The sequence below is a fragment of the Paenibacillus amylolyticus genome, assembly GCF_047302515.1.
GTDB classification, from domain to species: domain Bacteria; phylum Bacillota; class Bacilli; order Paenibacillales; family Paenibacillaceae; genus Paenibacillus; species Paenibacillus amylolyticus_G.
The window spans coordinates 734,687-760,783 of record NZ_CP168019.1; the positions used below are offsets into that span (position 1 = coordinate 734,687).

General features: G+C 45.2%; 26 protein-coding genes and 1 pseudogene. 17 read left to right on the plus strand and 10 right to left on the minus strand.

Annotation, left to right across the window (positions count from 1 at the left end):
- Positions 1-50 precede the first annotated feature (50 nt).
- The gene (locus tag ACDJ59_RS03230; RefSeq protein WP_413407632.1) at positions 51-476 is read right to left on the minus strand and encodes a hypothetical protein; all 426 of its coding nucleotides are present in this window, start codon (positions 474-476) and stop codon (positions 51-53) included.
- A 276-nt stretch (positions 477-752) separates the two neighbouring features.
- Here ACDJ59_RS03230 and ACDJ59_RS03235 point away from each other — a divergent pair, with 276 nt between their 5' ends.
- The gene (locus ACDJ59_RS03235; RefSeq protein ID WP_413407634.1) at positions 753-2,810 is read left to right on the plus strand and encodes a methyl-accepting chemotaxis protein; all 2,058 of its coding nucleotides are present in this window, start codon (positions 753-755) and stop codon (positions 2,808-2,810) included.
- 100 nt (positions 2,811-2,910) lie between these two features.
- Here ACDJ59_RS03235 and ACDJ59_RS03240 read toward each other — a convergent pair whose 3' ends face one another.
- From ACDJ59_RS03240 to ACDJ59_RS03270, 7 genes are all read right to left on the minus strand, one after another.
- Positions 2,911-3,297 (minus strand): RidA family protein, encoded by a 387-nt coding sequence (locus ACDJ59_RS03240; protein ID WP_413407636.1) that lies wholly within the window; start codon positions 3,295-3,297, stop codon positions 2,911-2,913.
- A gap of 19 nt (positions 3,298-3,316) precedes the next feature.
- A complete protein-coding gene (locus ACDJ59_RS03245; RefSeq protein ID WP_413407638.1) occupies positions 3,317-4,693 on the minus strand; it encodes an amidase in 1,377 nt (458 codons plus the stop codon).
- Positions 4,690-4,875 carry a hypothetical protein gene (locus ACDJ59_RS03250; protein WP_413407640.1) on the minus strand — a complete coding sequence of 62 codons (186 nt, stop codon included), beginning with the start codon at positions 4,873-4,875 and terminating at the stop codon, positions 4,690-4,692. The genes ACDJ59_RS03245 and ACDJ59_RS03250 overlap by 4 nt, the downstream gene beginning before the upstream one ends.
- Positions 4,876-4,886: 11 nt before the next feature.
- The gene (locus ACDJ59_RS03255) at positions 4,887-5,918 is read right to left on the minus strand and encodes an ABC transporter substrate-binding protein (RefSeq protein ID WP_413407642.1); all 1,032 of its coding nucleotides are present in this window, start codon (positions 5,916-5,918) and stop codon (positions 4,887-4,889) included.
- 34 nt (positions 5,919-5,952) lie between these two features.
- Entirely contained in the window at positions 5,953-6,819 is an 867-nt protein-coding gene (locus ACDJ59_RS03260; protein WP_413407644.1) for an ABC transporter permease, read from the minus strand.
- Positions 6,819-7,595, minus strand: a complete 777-nt coding sequence (locus ACDJ59_RS03265; RefSeq protein ID WP_036617567.1) for an ABC transporter ATP-binding protein — start codon at positions 7,593-7,595, stop codon at positions 6,819-6,821. Before ACDJ59_RS03265 ends, ACDJ59_RS03260 begins: the two co-directional genes overlap by 1 nt.
- Positions 7,596-7,826: 231 nt before the next feature.
- The gene (locus ACDJ59_RS03270) at positions 7,827-9,527 is read right to left on the minus strand and encodes a PucR family transcriptional regulator (RefSeq protein ID WP_413407647.1); all 1,701 of its coding nucleotides are present in this window, start codon (positions 9,525-9,527) and stop codon (positions 7,827-7,829) included.
- Positions 9,528-9,724: 197 nt separating this feature from the next.
- On the opposite strand from ACDJ59_RS03270, the gene ACDJ59_RS03275 reads away from it, so the two are divergent.
- From ACDJ59_RS03275 to ACDJ59_RS03295, 5 genes are all read left to right on the plus strand, one after another.
- Positions 9,725-10,201: a hypothetical protein gene (locus ACDJ59_RS03275; protein ID WP_413407648.1), complete on the plus strand. Its 477-nt coding sequence runs from the start codon at positions 9,725-9,727 to the stop codon at positions 10,199-10,201.
- A 156-nt stretch (positions 10,202-10,357) separates the two neighbouring features.
- Entirely contained in the window at positions 10,358-11,002 is a 645-nt protein-coding gene (locus ACDJ59_RS03280; RefSeq protein ID WP_413407649.1) for a hypothetical protein, read from the plus strand.
- A gap of 241 nt (positions 11,003-11,243) precedes the next feature.
- Positions 11,244-11,756: a hypothetical protein gene (locus ACDJ59_RS03285; RefSeq protein ID WP_413407650.1), complete on the plus strand. Its 513-nt coding sequence runs from the start codon at positions 11,244-11,246 to the stop codon at positions 11,754-11,756.
- Between the two features lie 97 nt (positions 11,757-11,853).
- The gene (locus ACDJ59_RS03290; protein WP_413407651.1) at positions 11,854-12,375 is read left to right on the plus strand and encodes a hypothetical protein; all 522 of its coding nucleotides are present in this window, start codon (positions 11,854-11,856) and stop codon (positions 12,373-12,375) included.
- 73 nt (positions 12,376-12,448) lie between these two features.
- Entirely contained in the window at positions 12,449-12,652 is a 204-nt protein-coding gene (locus ACDJ59_RS03295; RefSeq protein WP_047843932.1) for a hypothetical protein, read from the plus strand.
- A gap of 140 nt (positions 12,653-12,792) precedes the next feature.
- On the opposite strand, the gene ACDJ59_RS03300 is transcribed toward ACDJ59_RS03295, so the two are convergent.
- A complete protein-coding gene (locus tag ACDJ59_RS03300; RefSeq protein WP_413407652.1) occupies positions 12,793-13,398 on the minus strand; it encodes a GNAT family N-acetyltransferase in 606 nt (201 codons plus the stop codon).
- A gap of 270 nt (positions 13,399-13,668) precedes the next feature.
- Between ACDJ59_RS03300 and ACDJ59_RS03305 the strand changes: the two genes are divergently transcribed.
- The 5 genes and pseudogenes from ACDJ59_RS03305 to ACDJ59_RS03325 all read left to right on the plus strand — a co-directional run bounded on the left by ACDJ59_RS03305 (position 13,669) and on the right by ACDJ59_RS03325 (position 15,919).
- The gene (locus tag ACDJ59_RS03305) at positions 13,669-14,157 is read left to right on the plus strand and encodes an NUDIX hydrolase (RefSeq protein ID WP_307416527.1); all 489 of its coding nucleotides are present in this window, start codon (positions 13,669-13,671) and stop codon (positions 14,155-14,157) included.
- Between the two features lie 244 nt (positions 14,158-14,401).
- Positions 14,402-14,566: pseudogene (gene pyrH / locus ACDJ59_RS03310) on the plus strand (UMP kinase); the annotation flags it as partial.
- Positions 14,567-14,908: 342 nt separating this feature from the next.
- Positions 14,909-15,106, plus strand: coding sequence for a hypothetical protein (locus ACDJ59_RS03315; RefSeq protein ID WP_413407653.1), 198 nt, complete (start codon positions 14,909-14,911; stop codon positions 15,104-15,106).
- 81 nt (positions 15,107-15,187) lie between these two features.
- On the plus strand, positions 15,188-15,379 hold the full coding sequence (locus ACDJ59_RS03320) for a hypothetical protein (protein ID WP_413407654.1): 192 nt from the start codon (positions 15,188-15,190) through the stop codon (positions 15,377-15,379).
- Between the two features lie 114 nt (positions 15,380-15,493).
- Positions 15,494-15,919: a hypothetical protein gene (locus ACDJ59_RS03325; RefSeq protein ID WP_413407655.1), complete on the plus strand. Its 426-nt coding sequence runs from the start codon at positions 15,494-15,496 to the stop codon at positions 15,917-15,919.
- 151 nt (positions 15,920-16,070) lie between these two features.
- Here the strand turns inward: ACDJ59_RS03325 and ACDJ59_RS03330 are convergent, their stop codons facing one another.
- The gene (locus ACDJ59_RS03330) at positions 16,071-16,433 is read right to left on the minus strand and encodes an iron-sulfur cluster biosynthesis family protein (RefSeq protein ID WP_017687018.1); all 363 of its coding nucleotides are present in this window, start codon (positions 16,431-16,433) and stop codon (positions 16,071-16,073) included.
- Between the two features lie 287 nt (positions 16,434-16,720).
- On the opposite strand from ACDJ59_RS03330, the gene ACDJ59_RS03335 reads away from it, so the two are divergent.
- From ACDJ59_RS03335 to ACDJ59_RS03360, 6 genes are all read left to right on the plus strand, one after another.
- Positions 16,721-17,749 (plus strand): LacI family DNA-binding transcriptional regulator, encoded by a 1,029-nt coding sequence (locus ACDJ59_RS03335; protein WP_413407656.1) that lies wholly within the window; start codon positions 16,721-16,723, stop codon positions 17,747-17,749.
- Positions 17,750-17,930: 181 nt separating this feature from the next.
- Positions 17,931-19,202, plus strand: coding sequence for an ABC transporter substrate-binding protein (locus tag ACDJ59_RS03340; RefSeq protein ID WP_413407657.1), 1,272 nt, complete (start codon positions 17,931-17,933; stop codon positions 19,200-19,202).
- A gap of 101 nt (positions 19,203-19,303) precedes the next feature.
- Positions 19,304-20,191 carry a carbohydrate ABC transporter permease gene (locus ACDJ59_RS03345; protein ID WP_413407658.1) on the plus strand — a complete coding sequence of 296 codons (888 nt, stop codon included), beginning with the start codon at positions 19,304-19,306 and terminating at the stop codon, positions 20,189-20,191.
- On the plus strand, positions 20,184-21,029 hold the full coding sequence (locus ACDJ59_RS03350) for a carbohydrate ABC transporter permease (protein WP_017687022.1): 846 nt from the start codon (positions 20,184-20,186) through the stop codon (positions 21,027-21,029). Before ACDJ59_RS03345 ends, ACDJ59_RS03350 begins: the two co-directional genes overlap by 8 nt.
- A gap of 90 nt (positions 21,030-21,119) precedes the next feature.
- A complete protein-coding gene (locus ACDJ59_RS03355) occupies positions 21,120-22,616 on the plus strand; it encodes a glycoside hydrolase family 30 protein (RefSeq protein WP_413407659.1) in 1,497 nt (498 codons plus the stop codon).
- A 264-nt stretch (positions 22,617-22,880) separates the two neighbouring features.
- The gene (locus tag ACDJ59_RS03360; RefSeq protein ID WP_413407660.1) at positions 22,881-25,922 is read left to right on the plus strand and encodes a beta-galactosidase; all 3,042 of its coding nucleotides are present in this window, start codon (positions 22,881-22,883) and stop codon (positions 25,920-25,922) included.
- The last annotated feature ends 175 nt before the right edge of the window (positions 25,923-26,097 follow it).

Sequence of the window (26,097 nt, forward strand, 5' to 3'; positions counted from 1 at the left end):
CGCTCAACCGTTTTTTCTGGACTTCAATGTCATGTGATCCCCTTTTCGAATTAATTCTTCGGTTCAACTACGGCTTCATTGACAGGGGTATCCTTTCGTTTCAGATACATCTTGCTTGGACGATGCAAGAGCACGATAAGCAGGGCGAAGAGATGAATCAGGGTGAACAGGTTACTCTCATTCGGAATGGAAACGAATAGCGCCAGACTCAGAAACGTCACGGTGAGCTTGAACTTTCTTTTGGTGATGAATATAACAGCGAGCAGGCTGGGACCGATGATAAACAACATTCTGGCTAAGATTACGCCAGAGGCGTAAGCCAGATCATCTCCTTTGCGTAAGAAACCCAGATAGGCCTCCATGTTCTGGTTGAAGTCAATGAGGAACACGATAAAGGACACAATCACGTAGATCAGTTTTACACTCAATAAAATGCGCACGACATTTAATAGCGTAGGTAATGCTGTTTTTGCCATATCACTTCTCCTATTCGACATTTAATAAAGTAGGCATTTTCGGATTCAATGGTAGTCCCTCTTCCTGCACGATATGTATTTTATACAATTATACGATGTTGATGTCATATTTTGTATTAACCCAAAGTCTTCATTTTCCAATCGTTTGCAGTGGCCTTTGACCTAGTATAACTGGCGAAACAGCTTACAGATTATTTGATATCGACCGATATAAAGTAGATACATAGAATTTGGACTTCATAATGATGAAAATGAAAATGGATGGTGAATGTAATCATGGTATTTAGCAAGGCAAGAGAACGCATGCGCAACATGTCGTTCAGAGTCAAACTGCCACTTATGATCAGTCTGCTGGTGTGTATCGTACTGGCGGTAACTGCAGTAGTATCCTACACTGTAGCGGCTGTCATCACACTCGACAAAAGCAAAGATGAGATTAAAGCAACCTCGGACCGGGTGGGGGCAGGTCTGTATGCTTCACTAAGTTTGGAAGAACAATCCACCTTTTTGATCACAACACATCGGACCTTCCAGGATCTGCTGGAGATTCGGAATACGGATGGGCAGGAAGGTGAGAACTTTTTCTCGGAAAACAATGAGCTGCTGGATAAGGCGAGTGGTATTCTCGCGGACAGTCTGGCAGGTATGGAAGGTAACAACAGTCTGATTTTGTTGGATCGGAATGGCATTATTATTGCAGCGAATGATCCGGCAGTTATCAAGGCAGAACGCGGAGATCGGGCATATTTCCAAGAAGCGATTCAGGGTAAAAACGTGATTAGTGAGGGGATTGTAGCCAAGTCCTCAGGACAACTAGGTACGGCTTTTGCCATGCCAATCTACAATGAGAATCAAGAAGTACAGGGAGTGCTCGTATCTGCGGCATCCACCTCGTTCTTCGTTAATCAGCTACAAAATATCAATATTAATGATGAGGGAAAAGTGATCATTCTGGACCGTGTAGGTACGGTCATCTACGATTCAGCGGATGAGAAGTTGGCAGGCCAGAAGATGGAGTCCGGCGAATACCAATCATTGATAGATCTTGTTCCTGGCGCTGAACTACAGCAAGGGGATATTAGCACAGATGAGAAAGTGGCGTATTACTCCAAAATCCCAAGATCCGACTGGACCGTCGTTGTTGAAGATAAACTGAGTGATGTGCAGAAGCCTTTGCGTGCGATGGCAAAACAGATGTATATTGTTCTGTTTAGTGCTATTGCGGTTTCCGTCGTAGCGGGTATTCTGATCTCTTTGCTAGTAACCAGACCAATTACAAGACTAACTGTGTTGTTCAGACAGCTTGCGGGCGGCGATCTGACGGTGCAGGCTCAAGGTAAATATAGCGGAGAATTCAAACAATTGGTGGACAGCTTCAATACTATGGCAGCAGGCAATAAACAGCTGATTTCCAGCATGAACCATTCCATCGGCATCCTGAAAACAAGTACATCCGAGCTGGAACAGTCCACTCAGCAAACTTCGACCACGATTGCCGAAACAACGACAACAGCATTTGAGATTTCACGAGCGATGGAGTCCCAGGCGAACGATACGGGAGCCATTGTGGACAAATTCATGAATGTTGGTAACAAGATTGCCAATGTGAATGGAATGTCGCAGGCAGTGAAGTTCAAGGCAGATGAAATTACGGATGCATTCAAAAATAATCATGAAGTTATTGATGCACTCATTGCGGTGAACGGCCAGAACGAGATTGAAGTTGGCAACATCTCCAAAATTACAGTTCAACTCGCCGAAAGCTCCTCGGGCATTCACCAGATTACAGGTACGATTGCCGAAATCGCAAATCAGACGAAATTACTTGCGTTGAATGCTTCGATCGAGGCGGCGAGAGCTGGTGATCAGGGACGTGGCTTCGCAGTCGTTGCTTCTGAGATTCGCAAGCTGGCAGAGCAGACGACAGCTCAATCGGAGGATATCAACCGAATTGTGATGCAGACCATTGATCACGTGGAGCAAAATAACCGAAGTGTCCAGGCTATTGAAGCGATTGCGGAACAGCATAAGAGCAGCGTTAGCCAGACCAAGGAGACATTCAATTTTGTCACCGAGAATATGAATGAGATGATGAGCCAGGTTCAGGCTATTGCCACTGAGATCGAATCCATTGAACGAGATAAGGATGACGTCATTGGAGCTGCACAGAATCTGTCCGCTTCCGGTGAAGAGGTGTCGGCTTCTGTTGAGGAAGTCACAGCAACAATGCAGGAGCAGTCCGGCATGACGGAACATTTGACAGATATGGTGCAGAGAATTGATGAACTGACCAAACAACTTGCCGGGGAATCATCTCGCTTCAAAACAAAATAGGAATACGAAAAGAAACCCGTTTTTCAAAAGAGAACCGGGTTTCTAGAACAAAAAGAGCACCTGTACCCATCTATGGCTACAGGTGCTCTTTGATGATGTGTTACTCTCCTCGAATGGAAGGCGCATACGCCAGCACTTCCATTTCAATTAAATAAGGACCTAACCCGCTGAATACGGTAATACGGGCGGGATAGGGTTGTTTAATCATTCGCGCATACACTTCGTTGTATTCGGACTGATCCTCGACTCGGGCCAGATGAGTGGTTACCTTCACAATATGATCAAGTGTAAGTCCGGCTTCTTGCAGGATCACCTCAATATTACGAATGCACTGCTCAGTCTGCTCCTTAATGCCGCCGATGGGCTCAAGCGTCTGTGGATCGACGCCTACTTGACCTGCGACGTAGAGGAAATCTCCTGCACGGACAGCATGGGAGAAAGGAAGGGGGAACTTGGGTGCTGTACTTGCATGTATAATGGTAGACATCGTAGCGGTCATTCCTTTCCTAATGAGTGTGTATGAATGGTGTTAACTGATGCCAGTTCGTAGCCTGCTGATAATGATGAGTGATGGACAACAGGCGGTCTTCTCGCATGAGTGGACCGGCTAGTTGCATGCCGATAGGCAATTGCTTCCCTGAGGTGGTATCAAACCCGATGGGTACGGTGATGGACGGTAGACCCGTATTGGTGAACGGTCCGTTAAAAATCGGGCTGCCTGTCTTGTAGCCATGTGGGGCCACATAGGGTGTTGATGGAGTCAATAACACATCCACTTCATCGAAAAGCATCATCATCTCGCTCCGGAATATCGTTCGGATGCGTTGTGCCTGCAAATAATCAACGGCACTCGTCTGGTAACCAAGTTCAAGCTGCTCCCGCATCGTGTGGCCGTAACGATCAGAAGCTTCTGCGAAGCGTTCCTGATGGAAGGCGGCAGCTTCTGCCCGCATAACCGTACGATGAGCAGCAATGGTCTCCCCCATATAAGAAGGCAGGTCAACTTTCTTCCATTGCATGCCCAGCTTCTCAAGCACAGCGATTGCCGACTCTACCGCTAACAAGATCGCTGGTTCATCGGTTTGGAAGAAGTTGCTCGGGAGACCGATCACCATTTCTGAAATAGGATGCTCAAGAGCATTTGTTAAATCTGGCTTGCCGTGAGGGAGCGTGAAGGGGTCCAGCTCATCTTGTCCGGCCATTGCTTCCAGAACGATTGCGTTATCTTGTGCGGATCGAGTGAAGGCGCCAATATGATCTAGGCTCCAACTGGCTGTGATGACACCATTACGGCTAACCCTGCCGTAAGTGGGTTTCATACAGGTTAATCCGTTGTATGCTGCGGGTCTAAGCAGAGAGCCGAAAGTCTGTGTCCCGAGTGTGAAGGAAGCCATACCAGCCGCTACTGCAGCGGCAGAGCCGGAGCTGGAACCGCCCGGGGTATGTTCTAGATTCCACGGGTTGCGGGTTGGCGGTTCTCCTCCCTGAAAGGCGTATTCCGTCGTTGTTGTCTTGCCGAGCAGGATAGCGCCTGCAGCTTGCAACTTATTAATCACAGTTGCATTCGTTCCGGGTACGAAGTCTGGAAAGGTACTTGATCCGGCCGAGGTGCGTATGCCAGCGGTATGGATAATGTCTTTGGCTCCATAGGGAATGCCGTGCAGAGGACCGAGATATTCGCCATTCATCAGTTTTTCTTCAGACTCTCTTGCGGCCTGCAAGGCTTGTTCGGCGGTGACTGTAACGAAGGCTTGCACAGCAGGCTCTACTTTCTCAATGCGATCCAAATAGGATTTTGTAAGCTCGACAGGAGATATCAACTTATTTTTAATCAGTGTTGCGGCTTCAGCAATCGTCAGCTCGTTAAGTGGTTTCGTAATCATCGCAGAGGCACCCTCCTATGCGGGGGATTGGGACCTACTTCTTCTGGCAACTTGAAGCTTCGAATCAGCTCCAAGTCCGCTGTAAATAGGGCAAGCTCCTCGTCTGTAATAACTCCGTCCGTATATTTGGCGCTTTCTGTACGGCGGTGTGTGGGATAGTCGTCCTGGTTCAGAGTAATCACCCTTTCTCTCTCTATTTGGTGGTGAAGCTTGAATCGATAATGTCCTCGTAAGCGAGGTCTTCCTTCAGATTGCCGATGAAGCGCTGCATATCGATTGCGGTCTTGAATGCTGATTCATTGATGAGTCCCTCCGCAGGATATACCTTGCTGTCGATCATGCGTTGTACCGCTTGCTCCACGACGTTTTTGTCCAGATTCGGGAATTCCTTCACGGCAACTGCTTTTGCGCCTTCAGGATTCGCTTGAATGTAGTCCAGGGCTTGCTCAATAGAGGTGACAAAGCGCTGGGTGAGATCAGGATTCTTTTCAATGAAGCTTGCGGTTGTATTCATCGTTGCAAAGGCAAAGTCTGGATAATCCTTCGTGAAATCATGGACAATATGCAACCCCTCTGCAATGCCTTGATCCAGCTGCGGCTCGTAAACGATAGCAATGTCGGCTTTGCCGGCTAATACAGCACCAAGCTCGGAACCATTCTGAACCTCAGTAATCGTCACATCCTTGTCAATATCGATGTTATTGTCAGCGAACAGTTTCCGCAGTAAGCTGTTCGAGCTTGTAGGGGCCAAGCCCACAACGATGGTTTTACCCTTGAAATCCGCTGTCGAGTTCACGGTTACTCCTTCTCGCGCAACTGCCCATACTGGAGCACTGCCGGATAGAAGGACCAGTGAGCGAGCATCTCCGCCCTTTGCATTAGCAAATGCGACATGTTCAGGACCGTGGAAGGAGAACGCAGACTCGCCTGAGATCACCGAAGACAATGCTGTTGGGCCGCTTCCGGCAGCACGGATGGAGGACAGCTCAATGCGATTCTCCTCTAGAAAACCTTGGTTGTTCGCTACATACAGCGGAAGGTAGAGCAGGTTGTGATAAACCTCGGACACCATAATTTTGTCCACCTGCGTATTTGCTTGCCCCCCGCTATTAGATGCACCTGCACCACTCGCGGGTGTTGTTGCATTGCTTCCACATGCACTGAGCAGTGTAGTCAAAATAACCGTCATCGCTGTTAGAATAGCTATCTTTTTGAATGTACGCATTAGTCATCAGTCCCCTTTAATCGTTGTAGGTCAGCTATACAGATGTGGATTTGCTGCTGGTCTTGTTGTCATTCCATGGAAGGAGACGGGATTCGATATAACCGACACAGGTGTAGAGGAGCATGGCGACCAGCATAAGCATGAACACGCCGACCCATACGGCCGGAAGGTTGAACAGGTTACCTTCGACGAATACCATGTGTCCAAGTCCTTTATCTGAAGAGATGAATTCTCCACCTACAACAGACACCAATGCCAAACCGATATTGATCCGGAAGGCCGAGATGATCCATGGCAGAGAGGAAGGAACGATAATTTTGCGGAAAATTTGTGATTTCTTTGCACCGAAGGATTTCATCAGATTAATCTGGGATTCGTCGATTTGATGCGTCGCTTGGTAGGCGGATAATAGCGCTACGATAAATGTTGCTACGGAGGCCAGAGCAATCTTGGAGAAGATGCCTGAACCAAACCAGATGATAATCATGGGAGCAAGTGCGATCTTCGGAATACCGTTCATCGCTACAATGAATGGATCGAGCACACGGGCAACGGACTTGGAATACCACATGAGTAGTCCTGCCAATGAGCCAATTAAGCTTCCGGCTACGAATCCGATAACGGTGGCATTTACCGTTGCAAACGCGTCTGTAAGCAGTTGCCCTGAGCTGGCCATCGTGATGGCGGCATCAAGAATGGCGCTTGGTGATCCCATGAGGAATCCGTTAACCAGTTTCAAACGAACGGCGGATTCCCAGATCACCAGGATGACCGCAACAATAATGAACCGCCACAGCATCGTCATCAGCCATTCTTTGGAGAATGTGGACTGTCTACGTTTGCTCTTCACAACTCTAGCAGGTTTTCCAGCAAGGGTAATTTCAGGTGATGTGCTCTTCATTAGCTGATCCTCCCCATTTGGATATCAAGCTCTGACCAGATCGATTCAAAATACTGCTTGAACTTCTGGTCGGAGCGGGCTTTCAGTGCTGAGCCATATTGCGAGGCGAGACCAATGTCATACACCTGTTTCACGGTTGTTGGTCGTTTACTCATAACGGCAATACGGTCGGAGATGGCGATGGCTTCCTCGATGTCATGCGTGATCAGGACGCCTGTTTTGCCCTCGGATTTGAGAATGGATAAGATTTCATCTTCCAGAATGAGTCTGGTCTGATAATCAAGTGCGGAGAAGGGTTCGTCCAGTAATATAATATCGGGCTGGGTAACGAGAGTACGTATGAGGGCTACACGTTGGCGCATACCGCCTGATAGTGTGGAGGGATAGGCTTCTGCGAATGAAGCCAGGCCGTAGCGATCCAGATAATCCATGGCAATATCACCACGATCCTTTTTGGACATGCCCTTCACTTCCAAGCCTAACGTGACATTATCCAGGATGCTTCTCCAAGGAAGTAACAGGTCCTTCTGCATCATATAACCGACATGCCCAGTGGTCTGATCGATCTCTTCGCCACAGACGATAACCTTGCCATTGGTTGGCTTAAGCAGACCTGCGATAATATTGAAAATCGTACTTTTGCCGCAACCGCTCGGTCCCACGATACTGAAGAACTCCTGTTTCTTGATTTGCATCGAAACCTCAGCCAGGACCTGAATATCTTCTCCGGTTGCACTGACAAATGATTTGGATACGCCTTGTATTTGTATAGCCATGATAGGTAGCCCCTTTCCTACAGCCTGATGTTTTTTCGTTTCTTGATGTAATTTGATGTTAATTAACATGACATTAATGAATATATTCCTAATCATATAGACTGTTTGCATAATTGTCATTAGTTACTCTGAACATAAAAATAGAATTAAATCAGTTAAAATGCACAAATGAAGATTGAACATGAATTGAATATGAAAAGAACGTGTCATTATACATGACACATTCTTGGTTTAAGACGTATGATTAGCTTCACTAGGAGCTGGATTAACATTCAAAAGGGACTCAAGTGCGAAGGCAAGTCGGAAGCGCAGGCTCTCCATCGGGTCCTTAATGTTCCTGCCGGTTAGCTTCTCGCATTTCTCCAACCTATAGATCACTGTATTGCGATGTACGAACAGCTCTTTGGCTGTATCGACGATCTGGCAATGATTCTCATAGAAGGAGGACAAAGTTTTCATCAGTTCGCTGCGCTCGTTCGGATCTCGGTCGTTGAAGGGCTTAAAGGTTTCTTGATGGAACTGCAGCATCTCATCGTGGGGAATCATGCGCAGCAGACGGCTTATATCCATGGTTTGATAGGAATGAGCGAAGCGGGTCTTACGCATCTGATAGCCGGATTGGAGCGCCTTGACTGCTTCTTTATAGGAGAGTCCAATATCCAATACATTCGTATAGGGATTACCTATTCCGAAGGATAGGCTGAGCTGCGACTCCGAATACAGATTGCTCGCCATCCGCTCAAGCTGCTGAACAACGGTGTGTTCGTCCCAAGACGATTCGGCCAAAAAGACAAGTATGCCGAACTGGTCGTTCTTAGTGAACATGACAAAGGAGAGATCCAATCTGGCGAATTCCTGTTTAATCAGCTCATAATTAGCGTCTCGTTCCGAGATGAACCGCTCTTCCCCGGAGGAAGTAGAGTTCTGTTTAGGTATGCCCGCTAAGGATTCATCCTTTTTGGCGATGATCAGAACGGAACTTCCTTTGGCTTGCAACCCATATTTCTTGCCGCGATGCAGTGCTTCTTGTTCCGAACGAATGAAGCCTTGAATGAGATCGGAGAAATATTCATTTTTGTAACGGCGGGAGCGCTCCTTGACGGCTTGCTTCTTGGTTAACTCGAGACCGATCACATTAACGGCTTGCTCCAGTGCCAGAGTGGAGAGCTTGGAGATTGCGGAGCTGTCGTATAGTGCGATCAAATAACCCTCGTGCCGATCCGTGAAGATGGGATGAAGCTCGGCATGTCGGTATTTATCAGCAGTAAGCAGGCAGATCGAGATTGCGGTATGGAAGGAAGGATTCTCATCTATAAATGTCAGTATGGGCGCGGCGAGAGACTGGTCATCCAACTGTTGTACATAGTTGGAACTTGCCGTAATCTGTTTCTTCGAGCCAAGTAGAAGTACAGGTGAGGATAGCAACTGAGACAATGTATCTACGATGGATGGTATGCCTTTTCCCTGCATCACCATCGTGGAAAATTGCTTGTGAATAGACAAGGCGTAGTGGAGCTCATGGGTTTTGTTCTGAAGGATAGCACTGATTGAATGTTGAAATATCTCACCGAGTGTATTGTCTATCTCAGACAGCTCGATGATTGGGAAGCTCAACCTGTCGGCTGTTTCAAGCAGTTGCGGAGATAATTCAAGAGAGAAACGCTGTGTCTTGACAGCAAGCGCCGCACAACCGATTGCATGCATGTCTGTAATGAATCCAAGATGAGCATCGGGACGATCTTTTAGGATATAACCGTTCGTCAGCAGCATATCTCCCGGCTTCAGGAATTGTACAATATCTGGTGCGTCCATAATATTAATCGATTGCACCAAGCGATCAAGGCCACGATGTCCGGCAATAACCTTTGCTTTCGAGAGAATGGGGATAGCCAATAACTGTTGCAGATCCATCTTCAACCCACTCACTTTCATATTGATATGTTATAAAATCTAACATTAAGTTAGGTGGGCGTAAAGAAGAGTTTGGATAAAGAGGCTAAAAGATAGATGTAAACAAATTTCTCATAAATATAAAAACTTTCCAATAATTTAATGCGTTATACTAAGTAGGTCTATATAAAATTTAATCATTATTACCAACTCTAACACTAAAAAGGAGTTCTCGATCCATGAAAGGAAAAGGATTAGTATCGCTTTTACTTGCCAGTGTTGTTGCTGGTTCTATTTTAGTAGCATCGACTACTGCTGCGGAAAGAGTCGTAGCCCAAACTCCGATGGAAGCAGCAACGGAGTACTTTCAGGCTTACATTGCTAGGGATGTTGAAGGAATGATGTTCTATTCTAAAGATACAAATTATTTGGATGAGAAAAGTCGTGAAGAAGGATATGTGAAGGATTTTAAAACCAATCCAACTACAGGGTATGAAATTGTGGAAACCAGACAAATCAACACGGATGAAGTTCAACTTTATGTAGTTCAAAAGTATGCAGGACAAGGCTACGAACAGTCACCACCACTCCCGTATAAAATTTTCAAAAGCGAAAATGGATGGAAGGTTTTAGTAGAGCCACTAGAAATCAATACAGTGACAGGTAAAGTCACTAAAGGTACACCGATTCACGCTTTGCAGTATACAGATCATTAGTTGTGATTTTGAAAAGCGATTCCGAGGAATAAATTTATCAGAAATTAAGATCGGAAAGGCGGTGTGGCAATGCCAGCGACCTGGACATTTAGTGCAAACAAGAATAGACGTGCTCCCTTTTGAGAAATAATCTTAGACAAGGGGGATATTTGTATAATGAAAATTTCAGACCGACTATTAAGACAATATTTAGATCACGTTTATTGGATATGTGGAGGCCCTTGTGGCGGCAAAAGCACGATGACAAAGTTACTTTCTTCAAAATGGGATATGAATTATTATTCCTCAGATGACCACACTTTCGATTATCAAAAAAAGGCTAATCCGCAGGATCATCCAGCAATTTTGCGACACTTCATTGATTGGGAATGGTTCTTTTTAGGGCGTGGGAACGATAGAAGTCACTGGTTGAATTCAGTGTTTGATGAAAGTGTGGAGTTTATTATTTTGGATCTGTTACAGATGGGGAAAGAGAAGCCAATCATAGTAGATACTTTTATGGAACCTGCTTATCTAAGGGAGATTGTTAACCCCAACCGAGTTGTTTATATGTTTGCAGAAGATGACCTAATTCGAGCGGAGTATCTGGATCGGGATCATCTGAGAGGCATGGAGGGTTTGTTCCCTAGTTTATCAGATCCACAACGTGCACGGGAAGAAACATTAAACACGGTGGTTAGAGCATCGAATCATTACCTGCAACAAGCAGAGCAGTACCAATTAAAATGGTTTATGAGAACATCTCAATCCAATAAAGATCAGATGTTATTGGAAGTTGAAAAGCATTTCGGTTTTCGATGACTGAAGTGTCAAATGCTATCAGTCGTCATTTGTTACACTAAAAATATACGGTAACTCAATAAAACCTCAGAAAGTAGCCGATCAATCTGATCGGCTGCTTTTGGTTCAGCTAAAGGCAGGTTAACTCAATGCCATCTTACGAATTACAGGTGTAACTTTTATTGATTGATAGCGTTGTTAATAACGAGGAACTTCTTATAGGTTTTAAGAATAACTAATAAAAGAATACGGGGATGAAGTAATGAAGAAAAAGAGACTATTTGCTACTGTTATATCATTAGCTTTAGCAACAGCGACTGTAACTGCCTGTGATTCAACAAGTCAAACTCAAGAGAATATGTCTAATCCAAAAACTGGTGTATTATCAAGCGAGTCCGAAAGTACAACCCTTTCTAATTCTTTAAGTGAACAAGAGAGTAAACCGTCCCACTTTATAGCTTCTGGAGGCGCAACGGTACAGCAACCCTTTTCCGTAAATCCGGAATTTGTACATATAAAACTGCTTATGAAAAACAATAGTAGCCATGAAGTCAATGTTAGTTTAACGCACTTAGATACTAGTAAATTGTATTTGGCTAGAACGATTGCTCCCGGGGAATCTTTGGATTGGATAGATAGTAAAGAAGGTTTCACACAGGGTATGAGTACTGGAGACTACTTGCTTCAATGGAGTGGTGGCGGTTATCGCGTTGAAGGGGAACTATGGGGATCAGCTGGTTCAGACCCGGACGATACTGTACAACTAACTTATTGAACTAAGTGGCAGTTTAGTGTAAGGACAATGGAATAACACACTATCTCATATAGAATACTTTATCTTTAAAAGGGAGGGGAACACATTGCATAATATGATGAATAAGAGACAATTTATTGAGATGACAGTTAAAGAACAACATTCTGTAGTATTTAAAGTTAATAATCGAGATGAATTTTTCCGTGGTGTTGCTAAAGGATTAAAGGAAGGCTACCTAGTTGTTGAAACAGAAGAAGGTAAAAACTTTAAATTTAATATGGATGACATCATTGAGATTTATGCTATCAAGTCTTCATCTCCAAAGCATAGTGCTATCCAATCCCACAGTTTTATGAAAGATAGCAAGGATGACCTTGAAAACCTTGTACTCCAGTTTGAAAGTTTAAATGACAATGTAAAGAAACAAATTACCTCTTCTTTATCAAAAGTGCTTAGTAAGCAAGTGATCATTTCGAAAATGGATATAACTTCATACAATGTATCTGAAATTGAAATGATTACTAACACGATAAATGGATATCTACTCACTATTAAAACACGGGATATTCATTCCGAATTTTTCGAATCATACAACCAAAAGACTTGTTTTGGGAAAGGGCTGGATAACAATCGTGAATAGCCTAAGGGAGGAAAAATTATAAACGCTAAAATAGCAGGTCGGGAACTGTCAAAAATCCCTGGGAGGTGAGTATGTGAAAGAAGGAATTAAAAATGTGCTGTTAGGTACTGTGGTTTTTGTTGTTGGCTTTTCCATTATTCTGCTTCTTACAAGCTCCGATATTGAAGCTGAACTTACATATTATGCTGCCATAGCATATGCTCTTTTATACTTAGCCAGTGTTATATCTGTTTGCACTGCGGTACTCCTGAAAAAGATGACTCAATTAAAAAAGTGAAATTACTCTTAAGCTAGCGGGAAACGTTAGCTCAATAAAAGCAGCCGATCATTTTGATTGGCTACTTTTATTGAGCTTACCAATGGCATTTGGCTGGGAAAATATCAGGGTGCCTCTTTTACTTTCTTTTGTACAAACATCTATCTTGTGTTTTTTGGCGAGTATTTAATATGGATCATATGTTTAAGAGTGCTTTTTACCTCAGGCCAGTCGTTATCCGTAATGCTATAAAAAACATTGTCATGAAATCTACCTTGAGTATCCCGCCTATGTTTCCTAAATATGCCTTCTTTAGTTGCCCCAATCCGTTCTATCGCTCGCTGTGACCTTATGTTATAGCCGCTGATGGAAAATTGCACGCGGACTAGCGCTAATTGTTCGAAGCAATAATTTAACAGTAAAAACTTACATTCCGTATTTACACCTGTACGCCAGTAAGTTGGTGTTAGCCATGTCCAGCCGATTTCCGCATTTTGATTGATCATATCAATATCTCCGATTCTTGTGGTTCCAATAATTTTTTCTGACATGAGTTCGACGATGACGAAAGGGAGTTGGGTGCCATAAAGCTGGTTTTGTATGGCTTGTTCGATTAAATGCTTAATATCATCATATGTTGCATTTTTTCTCCAAGTAAATTCCCATATGTTTGGATTCATCAGAGTTTCAAGTAAATCTTCTTTATGTTTAGATTCTAGGGGTAAGAGTTTTATTGTCTTGCCTATTAAAGTAACATTTTGATTCATCTCATTTACACCTCCGATTCCGTTGTGATTCATTATCTTATTACGTTGTGGGATTAGTATATATTTATTGGTATCGACGTTGAATGCATTAACCGTTGAATTATTGTACTTTCATGCATCACAAATTCCCTACAAGTGTTCTATTAAGTTCAACTAACGGCAAGTTAGTTCAATCATGTCGACAGTATCTTTTAGAAATTCACAAAGGCAGGAAAGTATGAGAAGTATGTGGAATAAATATACAAATTTATCTTATTTGGAGGTTGTAAAATGACGTTCCCGACACATATTGTATCTGCAGGTGGAATTGTAGAGGATGGAACTGGAAATATCCTTTTAGTAAAAGCCCATGACGATGGTTGGGTGTATCCTGGTGGGATAACTGAAGTAGGAGAAAACCTGATTGATGGTGTCATGCGTGAAATCAAAGAGGAAAGTGGAATAGACGCCACGGTTAGCTATTTGATTAGTGTTATTTCGAATACAGCCATCCATAAGTGGTATGACGGTGTGACTGATGTCCCTACGAAGGTCATGTTTGATTTCGTGTGTAAAGCTGTGGGTGGAGAGTTAGCTACTTCTAATGAAACGAGCGAATGCAGGTGGGTTCCAAAGGAAAATGTTCTGGATTTGATTACTTTACCTGGAATCCGCATGCGTTATGAAGCTTATTTGAACTTTAACGGCTCTGTGAATTATATGGAGTATGTCACTGCGTCAACGACAGAATTTAATGTCAAGCTTCAAAGGAGTGTTTAGTTGTTCGAGGGACCGTGTATTGAACTAACGGGCAGTATAGTGGCAAGGTAGCTCTTTGATACTGCTCATCGTAAATCATTCTATAACTTATTGAAATTGCTTGTAGATTTAATATTGACGGTAATTGCATTTAGCCTCAAGTAATGTGTGGAATCATAAAACTTATATTCAGTCGGCTTGTGAAATTTCATATTTCCATTCCATTAGGACACTAACGCATTTATTGCTTTAGTTTTTTTATTAATTGCCAAGGTATAAAAGAATTCTCGTTAAACTAAGTAGCGGAGCAGTCGCCGGAAACTCTGAATTTGGTTTTGAGTCGGAAAGATTGGACCAGATCGCTGATGAAATTATGTCAATAGTAAACTTAGGAGTTGAAGTATCATTAGTTATTGGTGGGGGAACGATAGTTCCACAAAAGAGAAGTTCTATTCAAAATCCCACTCGGCCATGGAGTGGGATTTTGTTCAACTAACGGCAAGGTTACGTTATTGGTAAATGAGCAAAATTATAGACTTGACTCTAAAGTACTGAGGTGGGTATCATTTCCATATATTGATGATTAGGAGAATGGCCGATGTTAATTTTAGAATTAAAACAATCTCACCATCATGAAAAGCGTTAATCCATTCCTAAAAAAATTTGGGATGGGTTAACGCTATTCGCGCTTCCCATCCTGTGATATATGACGCGCAGGACTTAGGTCTAGCGCGTTTTTTATTTTGGTTACAAAAGAAATGGAGGAGTAAAAATGGCAATCATGACAGATTCAAGAGGTAACATTTTTTTGGAATTTATTCGTATCGAGTACGATAAGGTCATTACAAGCACACTGGATGCTCCACTAACACATGCTCTAATTGTGGTGAAGTACCAAGGAAAGTATCTATTCATGCATAATAAGTGGAGAAACAACTGGGAACTTCCAGGTGGTATTATTGAAGCTTGAGAGAATGCGGAGCAATGTGTAATTAGAGAATTGTTTGAGGAAACCAATCAAAATATGGATTCGGCTGAATTCAAAGGGCTAATGAAGTTTAGACTCCAGCCAAGTTTTCATGGACCCGAGCGGACGGAGTATGGAGCTCTGTTCATGGGTGAATTGTGCCAACTTGATGATTTTGTTGAAAACGATGAAGCTTCTTCCATTATCCTTTGGGATGGTACATCGGAGATTGGTGATATCGCGGAAATAGATAGGAAGTTAATTGAATTCGTGTGATACATGATTGAACTAACAGTAAACAATATTTAAGGGAAATTAAGGAACAATTTGAGCAACCCTTTCTATACATCATTCGTTAGAGTATGAGAGAGGTGAGATGAAATTATTAAAATGAGTAATAGCATCTTAATGTTGGTGTTAGCGTTATCCATGATATTTGCGGGATGTTCACCAAAAGAAAAAAATGAAGATACAATTACTGAACGTATAGTAACATCTGATTTCGTTCTTGAAGTAACAACACCAACTGTTTTAGGTACTGGTGAGACAATGAAAGTAAAAGGAACTCTGAAATATAGAGGTATGAAACCCGTTGAAGTTTCCCATGGAAAACCTATCATTCGTTTTTTCTTTTCCGGTAGTGACGAGCAGCGTAATTATGGGGATGTGGGATATGTAACTGAGTTTAAGTCAGGTCAAGTGGTTGAGGTTGAAGATGAGTTTATAGTAACCAAAAAAGGGAAACAAAATCTCATTGTGGATATGACCGCGGATATCTCTATGACCATGAACCCAATTGAAATTGTTGTGAAGTAATCTTAGTAATATTTAACTGACAACAAACGTTAGCTCACATGAAATGTTTACGAAAATAATGCCTAATGAAATCATTGAAATTGATAAAAAACCTCCCGTCCCGCATGACATCTGGGCTTGGGAGGTTTTGATTATAGTGCTAATTCAACGTTTATCGTACAAACCATCCAGTGGGCTGAGGGGCTACGTCTGCGGTATCTCGTAAATCATGGACTTTGACATTACTGCCATAGATCATGGAATCGCTACTCAGTCGGAATGAAGGGAAACTGTGCTCGGATTGCAGACGCAGAGAGGGTTCAAAGTAAATCTGCTGCTGTTTGTTGATTACAAAGGGAAGCGACCCCGCTTCTACGGTAACATCATCGCTATCCGGTTCGTTCAAGATCAGAAGTACCGCAATTCCGTCACAACCGCATCCATCGGTATCATAAAACAATTTGAAATAGCCTGGTCGATCTCCCAGCTTTTCAGTAAGTCTTGCTTCTGCCAGCGGACTGACTTGAATGATCATGACGTTGTTCACACTCCTCTAATCTCCAATGAATTCGCTTACAATTTAATATATGGACCATAAACGCAGATTAGAAGGTGAAATAAAGAAAAGCAAACATGTCCTGTATATATTGACGCTAATGCGTAATGCAACGAACAATTCACGTATGAATGTTATACCCGGAATTTCTATGGGTTCAGTGTGAAATCATTCGCCCGTCAATGAAACCCATTTCATCGCCATTCCTTATCTGGTATGATAAGCAGGGAAAATAGGGAAAATTAGAGAAAAAGGAAGGTTCCGCTATGACACCGATTACCATATACGACATCGCCAAAGAAGCAAATGTATCTGTAGCGACGGTCTCCCGGGTACTGAATGATACGGCACCTGTGCGTGCAAGCACCCGAGAGAAGATTATGTCCATCATTGAAAAACACCAGTTTCAGCCAAACGCGCAGGCGCGCAGTCTGATCAAGAAAGAGACGGGCACCATTGCCATCATCCTGCCGGACATTACCAATCCCTTCTTCCCGGAAGTGTTCTGGGGCGCGGAGAATGAGGCTCGCGGATTGGGGTATACCTTCTTTCTGTGTAATACCGCAGGCGACTACAACAGGGAATCTGAATATTTGTCCATCCTGCGAGAGAAGCGGGTAGACGGGATTATTTTTCTCGGCGGGCGAATCAACATGCAGGTCTGTCCGGATGACATGGCTCAGGAATTGATTGATATGGGCAAACGTATGCCGATTGTGCTGGTTAATGGCAATATTGCCAAAGGCGGGTTCCACCGGGTGTACACGGATGAAGGTGCAGGAGCAGCCCTTGCAGCGGAGCATTTACTTGAACTGGGGCATCGCGATATCGCCTTTGTTGGCGGCCTGAAAGAGTTGTCCACCACCATGGTCAAGGTCAGAGCTGTGCAGAAGAAACTTCGGGAGCATGGGCTCGAAATACCAAAAGAACGGCAACTGCTCGGCAGCTTCTCCATCGACGACGGCAAACGGGAGATGTCCAAACTGCTGGATCGTGACAATCCGCCCACCGCAGTCATCTGTGTCAATGACAATACAGCGATTGGTGCCATTAAGTCAACGATTGAGCATGGGCTCTCGATTCCGAGGGACATATCCATTGTGGGTTTTGATGATACGCCGCTCGCCAGTGCCGTTATACCGGAACTGACAACCGTATCCCAGAACACGTATCAGCTTGGCAAACAGGCTGTGGATGTGCTTCATGAGTTGATTAACCAAGGCAAACCGAAGAAGCAGATCATTCTGCAACCGGAGCTGATTGTGCGTCAAAGTACAGGACCTGCTGCAAGATAAAGGGGCCTGTAATTGGAAAAGAAAGCGTTGACATTTCCTCGAAGGGTGAAATATAATGAGTGCGTGAATGAAACCCCTTTCATAAAGTGGAACGGGTTTTATGTTTCAGCTTAATGAAACCCATTTCATGAAACGGGTTTCAGTGTAGTCATCCATTCATTATATCAAGGGGGCGTAACGTATGAGAAGAAGTCTAAAGGTCATTTCGTTATTGATGCTGGTCATGGTAATGGGTCTGACAGCCTGTAGCAGCGGGAGTAAAAACGGTTCTTCCGGCGAGTCCGGTGGCAAGGTTGATTTGAGCATGACAATCTGGGGCTCGGAGGATGAGAAGAAGATTTATCAGGAACGACTCGACATTGTGAAACAGACGTATCCCGATATTAACGTGAAGCTGAACGTGGTTGCAGGGGATTATGACCAGAAGGTACAGACCATGATCGCCGGAGGAACGGCACCGGACATCATGATGATTGCCGAGAACTATCAGGCTTACGCCTCCAAGAATCAGATTATACCGCTGGATGACATGATTCAGGCGAACAATGTGAACATGTCCGAGCGTTATTCCGATGATATCGCAAACCTGATGAAGTATGATGGCAAACAATTTGGTTTGCCGGATCGGGCAGGCGCGATGGTCCTCTTTTATAACAAAGATCTGTTCGACAAGGCTGGGGTGGAATATCCAACCAAAGATTGGACGCAGGATGATCTAATGGCGGCAGCTCACAAGCTGACGGTGAAGGAGAATGGCAAAACGGTTCAATGGGGTTACTATCCGGGCAGCTGGTGGCCGCAGTGGATGCAGCTGATCTACCAGAACGGTGGCTCATTGTTCGATGAGAGTGGCAAACCAACCTTCAATACAGATCCTGTGCGTAAAGCATTACAATTCATGAATGACCTGACCTTCACACACGGTGCGGGACCAACGCCAACCGAGATTGCCGACATGGGGAATATCGGAGCTGATCCGCTGTTCGCCCAAGGCAAGATCGCCATGGAAACGACAGGCTTCTGGAACATCGGTTCACTTGCCAAGGTGGAAGGCATTAATTGGGATATCTCTCCGGTATGGGGCGAAACCAATGCATTCTTTAACGGGTTAACGATTACCAACGCATCCAAACACAAGGAAGAAGCATTCAAAGTAATCGAAGCACTGACCACACCTGAAGCACAGATGCCAATGGTCAAAGCCGGTCAGGATGCTCCTGCAACCAAAGCGGGTCTGTCCAGTGATGAATTCCTCAATGCTGAATATGGCGGCAAGAAAATCAACATGGCTGCGTTTAGTGAATCGACGATCTATGCTGAACCATTCAACCCGCAATGGAACGAAATGATGAAGCTCATTAACGATAAGCTGGGTGTGTACTTCAACAACAAAGCCTCGCTTGATGATACCGTAACCGAAATTCAGAGTGGACTGGAAAGACTCTACAAATAGAGGATTTTTCTGAACATGCACAAATAGCAGCGACAGCAGGACAGGTGGAATCGGCGTGAATGCGGGTTCCATCTGCTCTCTGCGTCATGGGAGGGCTTAACGTGATAAAAAAGGACGGGAAATGGTTCTACATCTTCATCTCGCCTTGGCTGATCGGGTTTCTGGGGCTGACTCTGGGTCCGATCCTGTTTTCCATCTATATGAGTTTCACAAATTGGGATCTGTTCCAGTCCCCTGAATTCATCGGTATCGACAATTACAAAACACTACTGACTGATGATCCGATTTTCTGGAAATCCGTCGGCAATACATTCTTCTATGCGCTAATATCCATTCCGCTGGGCATGTCGATCTCGCTCTGGATTGCATATTACCTCAACAAAAAAATCAAAGGGATCACCTTCTTCCGTATTCTGTTCTATCTGCCTTCCGTTGTTCCGGTGGTTGCGAGTTCATTGCTCTTCATCCACTTGCTTGCACCGACTGAAGGATTGATCAACCAGGCACTTGCGATCTTCGGTATTCAGGGTCCTGCCTGGCTTCTTGATCCAAACTGGGTTAAGCCTGCATTGATTCTCATGTCCTTATGGGGTGTGGGTGGTGGCGTGGTGTTGCTGCTTGCAGGGATGAAAGGTATTCCACAGGAGCTGTACGAGGCCGCTGCCATCGATGGGGCGAAAAGTACACAATCGTTCTTCCATATTACATTCCCAATGCTGACTCCCGTCATTTTCTTCAATCTCGTGACTGGCATGATCGGAGCGCTCCAGACCTTCGCGCAGGTATTCATCGTAACTGCCGGGGGACCTGACAATTCAAGTCAGATGGTTGTTCCCTATTTGTTCCAGAATGCGTTCCAATTCTACAAAATGGGATATGCATCGGCGATCGCCTGGGTATTATTCATCATCATCATGGTGTTGACACTCGTTGTATTCCGTTCATCGGCGCTATGGGTGCACTACGAGGAGGGAAAAGCCAATGAGTAATCCATCCACTGTGGAGAAGACGATATCCTATATTTTTCTGATTCTGGTCGGGGTGCTGCTTGCTTCGCCTTTCCTGTACATGATCTCCATTGCACTGGCAAGTGACGCAACAACTGTCAAATCAGCCTTTACCTTCGTTCCAATGGAGTTTCAATGGTCGAACTTTTATACCATCTTCACGAATAACAATCTTGGCACGTATCTCAAAAATTCGGTCATCATTACCGTCTTTACGATTGTCGGATCGGTATTATCAGCTTCGATCGTATCCTACGGCTTTGCCCGAATCAAGGCAAAAGGCAGCCGTTTCCTGTTTATTGTGTTGCTCAGTACGATGATGATTCCGGGTGAGGTGACGATGGTACCGCAGTTCATCATCTTCCGTCATCTGGACTGGATTAATACATTTTACCCGCTGATCGTACCGAGCTTCTTCGCCGGAGCGTTCAACGTATTCCTGATTCGGCAGTTCGTTATGAGTATTCCAAAATCACTGGATGAAGCCGCCATGATCGACGGTATGGGGCACCCGGGAATCTACTGGAAGATCATTATGCCACTGACGTATCCGATACTTGCGGCCATTGCGATCTTCTCATTTTCCTATAACTGGGGTAACTTCATGGGGCCGCTCATCTATATCAATGATCCGGAGAAGATGCCGCTGGCACTTGGGGTGCAGCTGTTGACTACGGTAGGTGGTGGACAGATGCCGCCATGGAACCTTGTGATGATTGCTTCCCTGTTCCTCACCATTCCGATGGTGCTGGTATATCTGTTCGGACAGCGTTATGTCTATGAAGCCAACATTAGCGGCGGAAGCAGCGGAATCAAGTAACCGAAGTGTCTGTAGTGGTTGTATGTATTGAACTTGATGTTCAGGGTCAACGGAATAATCAACGTACATGGAGAAAGGATTGTATAGCCCATGGCGCATAAAGAACAACGCAGCAGAGGCAAACGGAGTTATATCCTCATGGGTGTCGCTCTGATTGCTCTGCTGGCAGGAGGAGGAATTGTTATCAATCATTTTGCCAATGAATCATCCAAAACACTTGAGTTCCAAGGGGAACCAGTACGTCTGAAGCTGGATCAATCCTATGATCATTTTGAAGGTTGGGGTACGTCACTTGCTTGGTGGGCCAATAATCTTGGTGGATGGAAGGATCAGGCGAAGGTTAGTGAAGTGATGGATCTGGTCTTTGATCCGGAGAAAGGATTAGGTCTGAACATCGTTCGTTACAATATTGGCGGTGAGGAAAATCCGGAGATGAAAGCCCTTCGTCCCGGCGGGGATGTACCTGGCTTCCAGCCTGAACCTGGAGAGTGGGACTGGGATGCTGATGCAGGTCAGCGGGCTGTATTACAAGGCTCGATGGAGCGTGGCGTGAATATTGCTGAAGCATTCTCCAATTCACCACCTTACTGGATGACGATCAGTGGATCGGTTACCGGAGCCGTGGATGGCAGCAATAATCTGCGTGACGACCAGTATGATGCATTTGCAGATTATCTGACCGAAGTTGTGAAGCATTATCGGGACGAGTGGGGGATCACCTTCCGCACACTGAATCCGCTCAATGAACCTTCCTCCGACTGGTGGAAGAAGGGCAATATGCAGGAAGGCAGTCATTTTACGAATGAGAAACAGGCCGAGATTATTAAGAAAGTTGCTGCATCGTTGAAGAGCAAGGGACTGGATGGAACCGTCATTAGTGCCGCGGACGATAACAGCATTGATGAGACGGTGTTTAATTTCAACCTCTATGATCAGGACACGCTGGACGTAATCCAGCAGATCAATACCCACTCCTATAATGGTAGCAAAATGGAGGAGCTGCGCACGCTGGCAGAACGCCAAGGCAAGAAGCTGTGGATGTCCGAGTACGGAACCGGCGGCAGCGAGCCGCACAGTCATGAGGATATGACCTCGGTGCAAGAATTGGCGGAGCGGATCATGTTTGATCTGAAAATCATGCAGCCATCCGCCTGGGTATACTGGCAGGCCGTTGAAGATGAAGGTGCCAATAATAATTGGGGATTCATTCATGCCAATTTCAACGGAGAAGAGCAGTACGAGATGACCAAACAGTATTACGGCATGGCCCAGTTCACGAAGTTTATTCGTCCCGGCGCGACGATTATTCCAACCGATGGTGGACGCACACTGGCTGCCTATGACGCGGAACATCAGAGACTGGTACTGGTGATTCGTAACGAATTGTCAGCGGGTACAACGGCGTTTGAACTGGAAGGGTATGCATATGGAAAATCATCCACCGCGCAGGTGTATCAAACTTCACCGGAACGGAACATGGAACAGCTTGAAGACATTCCGGTGTATGCCAACGGACTGGAAGTACCTACCGCAGATAATTCCATCACAACGGTTGTACTGGAAGGCGTGACGTTGCAGGGGAACTAATGATTAAGGAATATAAGTTCAACTACAGATTTACACAGAAACGGAGAGGACAGAAAAAACCTGAAAAAGCGAAGCACTCGCCTACAAGCTTTCTGCAAGAAAGCTACATCGGAAGCATACGCTATCCCCGGATTTTCCCTTTGAGAAAAGGGAATCAAAAAAAATCTGGGGATAACAGCGATCGGAAGGTTGTTCTGTCATCGGAGTGCCAGTGTAAATAATTTTAGTTCAATTTATATCAATAAAGAGAAGGAGGGGATAACTTTGACAGAGAAAGCATCCCTTTTGCTGCAGGAACAGGAGAAGAACATCGCAAGGGCTGAGAATGGTGTTCTATCTGAATTAACATACGATGCACGCAGCTTTTTCCTAAACGGAGAGCGTGTATTTCTGAACAGTGCCACGGTCCATTATTTCCGTATGCCAAAGGAGGAATGGCGTGAGGCTCTGCTGAAGGCGAAGCTGGCAGGTATGAACTGCATCGACACCTACTTTGCGTGGAACGTGCATGAACCGGAAGAAGGACAGTGGTCCTTTGAAGGGGACAACGATTGCGGAGCATTTCTGGATTTGTGCGCAGAATTGGGCATGTGGGTCATTGCGCGTCCGGGTCCATTTATCTGTGCAGAATGGGATTTTGGCGGTTTTCCATATTGGCTGGGTACGAAGGAAGGCGTGAAATTCCGGGAAAATAATGAGACGTATCTGCACTATGTGAATTTGTATTTTGACCAGCTTGTGCCGATTATTCGGGAGCGCCAGTTATCAGCTGGGGGTACGGTCATTCTTGTGCAGGTGGAGAATGAATACGGGTATCTGATGGATGACGCTGCTGCAAGTGAGCATATGAATACGCTGAGAGATGAATTGTTGCAACGTGGCATTGACGCTACGCTGATCACTTGCGTTGGCGGGGCGGAAGGCACGATTGAAGGGGCTAATTTCTGGTCAGGTGCTGACGGGCATTATGAGAAACTTCGAGTCAAACAGCCGGACACCCCGAAGATGGTCACGGAATTCTGGACCGGATGGTTCGAGAATTGGGGAGGGCCTTCAGCCATTCAGAAGACAGCCCCTTTACTAGAGAGACGTATCATGGAGATTCTGCGTGCCGGGTATACCGGAATCAGTCACTACATGTTCTATGGTGGCACGAACTTTGGTGGATATGGCGGCAGAACGATGGGTAGCAGTGACATCTTCATGATTACGTCCTATGACTATGATGCACCCCTGAACGAATATGGACGGGTGACACCGAAATATGCAGTAACCAAGAATTTGTCCTATTTTGTCCATGCTTTCGGGGCCCTTCTGATGAAAACAGAGGGAATTCCAGAAGAACAGATCGTTGTACGTCATCCTGAAGGCATATCTGTACGAGGCAGACAGGCTGACAACCAGAAGATTTGGTTTCTGGAGAGTCACAAGGATGAACGCGAGACCATGCACATTACGCTGGAGGAAGGCCGGACTCTTCAAGTATCGGTGAATCCGGGTCAGATTGTTCCGTTGCTGGATCGAGTACAGATTGCTGAACACGTATACCTGACTGCGGGTACGATGATTACGGGCAATGAAATGATAAACGGAGACTTAACCCTGTTCATCGTGGCCGCTGCGGGACAGCGTTCTGTTATTGAACTGGAAGCCGAGGCATTGAACGTCACAGATAGCACGGTGCAAGTGCTGGTTGAACATGATTCAGCAAGGAACCTACACCGCTTCGATCTATTCCATTTCCAAGAGCCGGGAATGATCCAACTGGAAGCAAACGGCACACCGATCCGTTTCGTTATTCTGGATCAAGAAACGATGAATCGAACATGGCGATTGGAAGCAACAGACCAGAAGGGACTTCGTTATGTGATCGGCTTCGATGACGTGGACGTGTTGCCATCTGGTCAGGTCAAGGGTATGATCACGGACCCAGATCGCACAATTATGCTGCTTGGTGACTGGACCGATGGAGAACGGACGTTAACAGGTCACGAGTTCTATGCCAGCGTGAAGCCTATTGCAGGCAAACAGCAGCAGCTTCCGTGGACATTACCGAGTGCGCCGACATTGTCTGATTCTCCTGAGATGTCACGTATTACGTTAACTGCGAAGCAACGCTCGGCGAGTGGACAACCGGAAGACTTTTCCCGGTATGGACAAGATTTTGGTTATTTATTGTACGAATGTGATTTCGAGAGGCCAACCGAAGGGGTCACTAACCTCATTTTGCCGGATATACAGGATACTGCCAGAATCATCGTTAACGGTGTTCAGCAGGCATTAGTGCGTCAGGTAGGTGCCGCAGGAGTGCAGTTACAAGTAGCCCAAGGGCAGAACACACTTCAGATTCTGGTTCAGCATATGGGCAGATTGAACTTCTCTCCATATTTGGGTGAGAGCAAAGGTCTGGCTGGTGCTGTGTATCTGGGCGGCAAAGTTCAGGATATTCGCCGGGATTGGCGTATGGAGAGTGGACTTGTGCATCTCGATGAGGTGAACTCTCTCCAAGGATCGCCACTTCTGAGCAGAAGCTTTACACTGGATAGCATGGATCGGGCGATTCTTGTAGGTGCCTTGAGCAAAGGTTTACGTATCAATGGCATCGAAGTTCCGATGGAAGGATATCAGGACTGGTTTGCCTTTCAGACGCTGGACATATCCTTGTATATCAAGCCCGGAGAGACGAATACACTGGAAATGCCGTATAGCCGTTCATCACTGAATCGACTGGAACTAATCACATATCCGAGTCAGGGAGAACTGAAGGATTGGCGTATGGCAGGGACGGATGCATTGCTTCCGCAGCAACAATGGGAGAGCTACGAGGTAGGACAGGAATCGATCCATCTTGGAGCACAGGGGTCAATCCAGCGTGTAGGACAGCCTGGTATCGCCGCAGGTGGCAATTGTACTGCCAATCTGGTGCCCGACACCACGAATGAATCGGTTAATCGTGCTACATTGAGTGAGAAGTCTCACCCTGTATCCAATCATACTCCAGTCCGAGGATCGTATGGTCAGCCGGTCTGGTACCGCTGGCGTTTCGCGAAACCTACTATTTCCGAGCACCATAAGGTGAACCTGATGCTTCGCCTGACCGGAATGAGCAAAGGAACCATTCACCTAAACGGACATCATCTGGGCCGTTACTGGCAGATTGGTCCTCAAGAGGATTACAAAATTCCAGTAGCATGGCTACAGGAAGAGAATGAATTACTTTTGTTCGATGAAGAAGGCAGAACACCAGAACGGGTACGATTCCTGTTGGACGCATTATCCCGTTATCCGTGGGTTGTGGTGGAATAGTTCGTGTATTGATCGTTAGCTGTCTTACCGATCCAACTATGGTTGAGAACAAGAACTGGATTGAGATAGTTCGAGTTGGACGCAGCATTTCACCTTTTACGACAGTCACACTACCTCATTTTCTTAGTCAAATAACTCGAGCTTGTGAATCTTTCGGATTCAGTTTTGCGGAGTG